This window comes from Nocardiopsis sp. TNDT3 (assembly GCF_003427465.1).
Lineage (GTDB): Bacteria > Actinomycetota > Actinomycetes > Streptosporangiales > Streptosporangiaceae > Nocardiopsis > Nocardiopsis dassonvillei.
This window is the reverse complement of the sequence record NZ_QPFC01000543.1, coordinates 1-5,999: the sequence shown is the minus strand read 5'-3', so window position 1 is coordinate 5,999 and position 5,999 is coordinate 1. Positions and strand designations below refer to the sequence as shown.

Below are 5,999 nucleotides of genomic sequence, written 5' to 3'. Positions count from 1 at the left end.
GCTCAGGGCGTGGCGGGGTCCGGGCGGTCGAGCAGGACGTCGAGGGCGAGCCCGGCGGCGTCCCTGAGCCGGTCGGGGGGCAGGACGGCGTCGACGAGGCCGTGCCGCTGGAGGTTCTCCGCGCGCTGGACGCCCTCGGGGAACGGTGCGCCGTGCAACGCCTCGTAGACGCGGGGGCCCAGGAAGCCGACGAGCGCTCCGGGTTCGGCGGCGGTGAGGTGTCCGAGCGACCCCCAGGAGGCCAGGACGCCCCCGGTGGTGGGGTGGCGCAGGTAGACGAGGTAGGGCAGTCCGGCGGCCTTGTGCGCGGTGACGGCGGCGGTGATCGCCGCCATGGCCACGAAGGCGGGGGTGCCCTCCTGCATGCGGGTGCCGCCCGAGGCCGGGGCGGCCAGCAGGGGGAGCCGCTCGGCGGTGGCGCGTTCGACGGCGGCGACGATGCGCGCGGCTGCGGCGAGCCCCACGGACCCGGCGAGGAAGCCGAACTCGCTGGCCACGACGGCGACGCGGCGGCCGTGCAGCCGCCCCTCCCCCGTCAGGACCGCCTCGTCGCACCCGGTGGCGGCCCGCGCCCGGGTGAGCGCGTCGGCGTAGGCGGGGTCGGGGTCCACGTCCAGGGGCGCCTCGTCCCAGGAGACGTGGGATCCCGCGTCGAGCGTGCGGTCCAAAAGCTCCCGGGCGGTGTCGCGGGTCTCCACAGCAACCTCCAAATGGTTCAGTGGCTAGGCCACTAGGCCTCACGTCAGGGTGGCACGAAACGGCACGTTTTGTGAAGCCCCCGTCGCACCCGATCGCGGGGAGGTCCGATGCGCCGATCCCGGGAGTCCGCCGACGGGATGCTCTAGCCTGGAAGTCCCTCAGCACAGTCAGATCCGAGGACCAGGAGCCAGCGAGCGTGCCTACCAAGCCCCGACCCCGGCCCCCGGCGCGCCCGCGCCTGTACGAGCAGCTCGTGGAGCGTCTCGTGGAACACATGCGGGACGCCGGTCTGGGCGTGGGCGACCGCCTCCCGCCCGAGCGCGAACTGGCCGTCGCGCTGGAGGTGAGCCGGGCCTCGGTGAGCCAGGCGCTGGTGGCGCTGGAGGTCCAGGGGGTCATCGAGGTGCGGCACGGGGACGGCGCGATCATCCGCCAGACCGTCTCCGAGCAGGGTGTTCTCGCCCTCCTGCGCGACCGGGCCAACCGGCGCGCGGAGATCATCGAGGCCCGTCAGGCGCTGGAGGTCAAGCTGACGGAGCTGGCCGCCGTACGCCGCACGCCCGAGGACCTGATCGCGATCGAGGCCGCCCTGGAGCTGATGCGCCAGGAGGTGGCCAACGGCGACCGCGGCGTCACCGGCGACGAGCGCTTCCACGCGGCGATCACCACGGCCGCGCGCTCGCGCCTGCTGGCGCGGATGATGAACGAGATCGCCCCGATGATCCGGGAGACCCGCCTGGAGTCGCTGTCGCAGCCGGACCGGCCCCGGGCCTCGCTCGACGGGCACGAGCGCATCGCCTCGGCGATCCGCTCGGGCGACCCCAAGGCGGCCGCCGACGCGATGCGCGACCACCTCCTGCTGGTCTCCGCCGTCAACGGGGCCGCCCCGGTCACCCCCTGAACCGGTCCAGTGGCGCACAGGTCAGGCCTTCAGGCCACCTGGGCACCGCCGCCCCGGTCATGGGGCGGCGGAGGCGGGCGCCGACAGGCGCTGAGGGGTCCGGCGGACCGGACCCCTCACGTTCCCGGGGCCGCCGAGCGGTCCCAGCCGCCCTCGAAAGGCGCTGCCGTCACAGCAGTCCCGGCACCACCAGCACGCCCCAGGCGACCAGCGGACCCACCACGACCACGATGCCGCTGTAGACGAGCATCTGGCGGTAGAAGCGGGACGGGTCCACTCCGGTCGCGTTGGCCAGCACCAGGGCGCCGTTGGTGGAGAAGGGGCTGACGTCGACGATGGTGGAGGAGATGGCCAGGGCCACGATCACGCCGGTCGCGCTGATGTCGCCCATGAGCAGGAACGGGATGGCCAGCGGGATGGTCGCGCCCAGGATCGCGGTCGAGGAGGCGAAGGCCGACACGACGGCGCCGATGTAGCACAGCAGCAGTGCCACCAGGAGCGGAGCGCCCAGGCTGGCCGCCCCGTCGCCGACGTACTCGATGGTCCCCGCGCTCTCCATGACGCCGACGAAGGTCAGCATGCCGGTGATCAGCAGGACCGTGGACCAGCTGATCTGGGAGAGTACGTTCTTCTGCGACTGCGGCGCGATCAGCGCCAGCACCACGCTGACGGTCAGGGCGACGAAGCCGACGTCCAGGCCCACGCCCAGGGCCAGGACGCCCAGCGCGACGATGCCCAGCAGGGTGGCGATCTGCTCGAACCGGACCGGGGTGCCCTCGGAGGCGGCCTCGCCGCTCCCGGCCGCCGCGCTGCCGTCCGCCCCGCTCCCGGCGGAGGTGTCGGCGGGACCGCCGGTGGCCAGCGCGACCGACCCGGACCCCGAGCCGCCGGAGGTGCGGGCGGCCTCGGTGACGGCCTCGGCCTCGTGCGCGCGGACGCCGAAGAGGCGGTTGCCGCCCAGCGAGACGAACAGGATCAACGCGATGCCCAGGTTGAAGACCAGGCTGCCGAGGAACAGCGTGATGGGGGACACCGAGAGCCCGCTGTCGGCGACGATCCCGTTCACCGTCACGCCGTAGACGCTGACCGGGGAGAAACCGCCCCCCTGGGCGCCGTGGACCACCATCATGCCCATCAGCAGCGGGTTGATCCGGTACCGGGCGGCGAAGCTCAGCGCGATCGGCGCGACGATCGCCACGGCCGCCGGACCGAGCGCGCCCACACCCGTCAGCACGGCGGAGATGCCGAACATGATCCACGGGATCGCGGCCACCCGGCCGCCGACCATGCGGGTGGCGCCGCGTACGAGCAGGTCGATCGTCCCGTTGTTCTTCGCGATGGCGAAGAGGTAGGTGACACCGACCAGGGTGAGGAAGAGGTCGGCGGGGAACCCGCCGAGGACCGCGTCGGCGTCCATCCCGAGGACCAGGAGCCCGACCATGAAGGCCGCGACGAAGGCCAGCGCGCCGATGTTGATCGGCAGGACGGTGGCGATGACGAACATCGCCAGAAGGACGAGGATGGTGAGAAGCTGAGGGGTCATGACATACCGATCAGAGGGACAGTTGGGACTGTGATCTGGGCCATAAGGCTAGTGGCCTAGCCAATAGGCCTTTAGGTCTCCTGTCAAGTCCTCCGGCCGCACGATCCCCGCTCCCGGCGCTGGAAACCCCCTCTATTCAGGTCGGCACGTTCCACGAGGTGAGCACCGGGCGGCCGTGCTCATGGCCCAGCGTGCTCACCGTGGCCGTCTCCAGCCGGAACAGCGCCCCCTCGGCGGGCGGCAGGCCCAGCCAGCGCGCGGTGAGCACCCGCAGGACGTGGCTGTGCGCCACCAGCACCACGTCGGCCCCTCCCCCGCCGTCGAGCAGGGGCGTCAGCCGGTCCAGGACCCGGTCGACGCGCTCCCCCACCTGTTCCACGCTCTCCCCCGGATGCCCCGGGCCGCCCGGCACGATCCCGTCGTGCCACAGGTACCAACCGGGTCGTCCGGCCTGGATGTCGGCGGTGGTGATCCCCTCGTAGCCGCCGTAGTCCCACTCGGTCAGGTCGGGGTCGGTCTCGTCCACGCGCAGCCCGGCCAGTTCGGCGGTGCGCGCGGCCCGCCGCAGCGGGCTGGTCACCACCCGGCCGACCTCGCGCGCGGCCAGCACCGGACGCAGCGCCCGCGCCTGCCGCTCCCCCTCCTCGGTCAGGGGGATGTCGGTGAGTCCGGTGTGGCGCCGCGTACGGCTCCACTCGGTCTGTCCGTGCCTGATCAGCACCATGTCGCCCATGGCTCTCTTCCTGCCCCGGAAGGGGACGGCAAACTCCTGCGCCCCGGCCGTGAGCCCGGGGCGCGAATCCGCCGGACGCCGGACACGGCGGAGCTTTCGTCGCTACGCTCCTGACCATGACGCAGCACACCGCCACCAGCGACGTGCGGGATCCCCTTCCCGACGAGATCCCCCAGCCCCGTTTCCACCGGCCCAACGAGGACCTGGCCGCGGCCATGGAGTGCGCGCGCTGCAAGGAGCAGGGCATCAGCGTGCCGCCGGGGGGCGCGCCCGAGCGGCTGACCAACTCCGAGGCGAAGAAGGCCAAGAAGGCGAGGAAGCGCGCCCTGGAGGAGGCCAGGCGCAGGCCCCAGGAGAAGATCCCGGCCGACCGCAGGCGCGTGCCGCGGATGGGCCCCCACCACGCGGAGTTCTTCCGCGAGCTGTGGGAGCGCGTGGCCTCCGAGGGCGCGGGCTCCTCCCCCGACAGCCGCCTGCTCGCCCTCACCTTCACCCTGCGGGGCGCGCTGAAGGGCTGGGCGAACTTCACCGGCCAGGACCTGCGCATCCTGCGCCTGGAGGACGCCCACGCCGCCCTGAGCGACCTGACCTCCTCGGGGTGGCTGGGCACGACGCCGGAGACGGTGATCGAGTCCGACGCCGCGAACCCGGCCCGGTGCGCCCTGCCGAGCCTGGACGGCAACACCTGGAAGCTGGGCAACGGCGTCCGGTCGCGGGCCTCGGGCTGGCTCTCGCGCACCCTCGCCCACAAGAAGATGCGCAAGAAGCCCAACCGGCTCCGGCTCGTGGGGGCCTACCTGGCCCTGTGGGCCGAGCCCGACGGCCGGATCCGCGTCCCGGCCGCGGACATCGTGAACTCCTGCGCCCTGTCCGGCACCGACGAGCTGGCGGAGCTGCTGGCGTGGCTGACGGAGATCTCCTGGGTCGAGGGCCTGGGCGTGGACGGCGGCACCGTGGTGGCCTCCCTCACCGAGGTCACCCTGCCGCTGGCCTACGTGCCCCTCCCGGAACCGACGCCGCCGGACACCGCACCGGCGACCACGCCGCTGGACGTGCCCGTGGCCGACCGCGCCCGTGAGCTGGTCTCGGGCCGCGGGGAGCGGGTGGCCCGCTGGGTGGACGGCTACCGGGAGGAGCACGGGCACGGCCCCAGCTGGTCGGCGGTGGCCGGGGCCTTCGGGTGGCCGCCGCGCCAGGCGCCCGACCACGACGTCACCCACGAGGCGTTCCGCCTGCTGGCCGAGGACGGCTGGCTGACCGGTTTCGGGGTGCCCTTCGGACTGCGCTCGGGGCCGGGCGGTCCGGCGGCGGGCTGATCCGGCGCGCGGGCGGGGCGTCGCGGGGCGCTCCGCCCGGGCCCGCCCCTAACCCGCGGCGTCGGACAGCAGGTCGGGGCAGTCGCCGCCGGGCTCGGTGAGCAGTTCGAAGTGCCACATCTCATTGGCGTAGACCTGGCACAGCCCGTAGGCCGAACCGCGGCGGACGAGCCAGTCGGCGGCGTCGGTCGGGCCGATGTCGATCGCCTCCCCGGTCACGTGCCTGGACTCCTCCGGGGTGCTGACCAGCCTCCCGGCCTCCTCGCGGGAGCCGTGGTCGAGGACGGCCTGGTCGAGCAGGTGCCGCTGGTACTCCCCGCTGCGCCAGCCCGACGTGACGTGGAGGACGATCCCTTCCTCCAGGGCGTCCCGGGCCGCCTCCCGCACGGCCTCCAGCAGCGCACCGTCCAGGCGGGCGATCGAGGGGTACTGCGTGTCGAACGGGGTGACCGACAGGTCGTCCGGAAGGGCGCCGTCCTCAGCGGTGAAGACCGCCTCCTCCCGGTCCGGCACCAGCATGTTCACCGACCAGGCCGCCAGCACGACGGCCACCGCGGCGCACAGGGCAGCGGCCAGCCGGTACCGGGGCCGCCATCCGCGGCCGGGCGGACCGCCGCCGGGGCTCCCGGCCGGGTTCCCGGCGGGGAGGCCCTCCAGCGTCTCCCGTTTCGTCACTGCGCTCATCCTTCACCTCTCGGGCATCGCGTGCGCGATGTGTGGGGTCCTCGTCGCCCCCGAGTGAAGTACGAGCGGTGTTGCACGGATGTGTCGTTTCCCGGCACGGCCCCGGTGCGCCTTCGGAAGAAG

Annotated in this window: 5 protein-coding genes and 1 pseudogene; 2 read left to right on the top strand and 4 right to left on the bottom strand. The window is 73.5% G+C overall.

Translation table 11 applies throughout. The features are described from left to right. Positions 1-5: 5 nt before the first annotated feature. A pseudogene (locus tag DQW06_RS14095) lies at positions 6-698 on the bottom strand (carboxyl transferase domain-containing protein); the annotation flags it as partial. A gap of 197 nt (positions 699-895) precedes the next feature. Here DQW06_RS14095 and DQW06_RS14090 point away from each other — a divergent pair. Continuing rightward, entirely contained in the window at positions 896-1,600 is a 705-nt protein-coding gene (locus DQW06_RS14090) for a FadR/GntR family transcriptional regulator (protein WP_255418237.1), read from the top strand. Between the two features lie 169 nt (positions 1,601-1,769). Here the strand turns inward: DQW06_RS14090 and DQW06_RS14085 are convergent, their stop codons facing one another. Both DQW06_RS14085 and DQW06_RS14080 read right to left on the bottom strand, forming a co-directional pair. Next, positions 1,770-3,143: an SLC13 family permease gene (locus DQW06_RS14085; protein WP_071622286.1), complete on the bottom strand. Its 1,374-nt coding sequence runs from the start codon at positions 3,141-3,143 to the stop codon at positions 1,770-1,772. Between the two features lie 136 nt (positions 3,144-3,279). Next, on the bottom strand, positions 3,280-3,876 hold the full coding sequence (locus DQW06_RS14080) for a histidine phosphatase family protein (protein WP_071622287.1): 597 nt from the start codon (positions 3,874-3,876) through the stop codon (positions 3,280-3,282). Between the two features lie 116 nt (positions 3,877-3,992). Between DQW06_RS14080 and DQW06_RS14075 the strand changes: the two genes are divergently transcribed. After that, entirely contained in the window at positions 3,993-5,192 is a 1,200-nt protein-coding gene (locus DQW06_RS14075) for a hypothetical protein (protein ID WP_071622288.1), read from the top strand. Positions 5,193-5,240: 48 nt separating this feature from the next. Here the strand turns inward: DQW06_RS14075 and DQW06_RS14070 are convergent, their stop codons facing one another. After that, the gene (locus DQW06_RS14070; protein ID WP_117198599.1) at positions 5,241-5,876 is read right to left on the bottom strand and encodes a M15 family metallopeptidase; all 636 of its coding nucleotides are present in this window, start codon (positions 5,874-5,876) and stop codon (positions 5,241-5,243) included. Positions 5,877-5,999: the final 123 nt, after the last annotated feature.